General features: G+C 76.2%; 1 pseudogene. It reads left to right on the top strand.

The features are described 5' to 3' along the window. Window positions 1–298: pseudogene (locus tag UO65_RS36675) on the top strand (DUF6923 family protein); the annotation flags it as partial. Window positions 299–579: the final 281 nt, after the last annotated feature.

The following is a 579-nucleotide window of genomic DNA, read 5'->3' as shown; positions in this document are numbered from 1 at the left end:
AACCAGGCCCCCGGGCGTCCCACCGGCCCCCTTGCCGGTCGTCCCACCCCCGCCGCCGGGGGTGCCGTCGGCGCCCGCCGCGCCACCACCCCCACCGGCCCCGGTGCCCGCCCCGCCCGCCCCCGCGCCCCCGACGAAGTCCAGGCCGGACCGGGTCCGCGAGCCGGTCCCCACTCCTCAGCAGCGTGCCCGCGAGGCCACGGAGAAGAAGCGCCGCTGGGGCCTCACCGCCCTGGTCTTGCTGTTCGGAGCGGGCGCCGCCGCCGCTTCCGCCCGCAACGGCGGCAGGCACCGCTAGAACCAACCGCCAACCGCCAACCGCCAACCGCCAACCGCCAACCGCCAACCGCCAACCGCCAACCGCCAACCGCCAACCGCCAACCGCCAACCGCCGACCCGACCCGACCCAGCCCAGGTCGGGTCGGGTCGGGTCGGCGGAACCCCATCGGAGCAGCGACAACCAACCACCCCCGCAAACCGCCAGCCACGGCGAACCCCACCGAGCGCAGCGAAAGCCAGCCCTCTGCCAACCGCCGGCCCGGCTACGGATATGCCCGGGTGGGTGGATCTGCTTGGGTG

The organism is Actinokineospora spheciospongiae, from assembly GCF_000564855.1.
Taxonomy (GTDB): domain Bacteria; phylum Actinomycetota; class Actinomycetes; order Mycobacteriales; family Pseudonocardiaceae; genus Actinokineospora; species Actinokineospora spheciospongiae.
The sequence above is the reverse complement of the archived record's forward strand: the minus strand, read 5'-3'. Positions and strand labels throughout refer to the sequence as shown.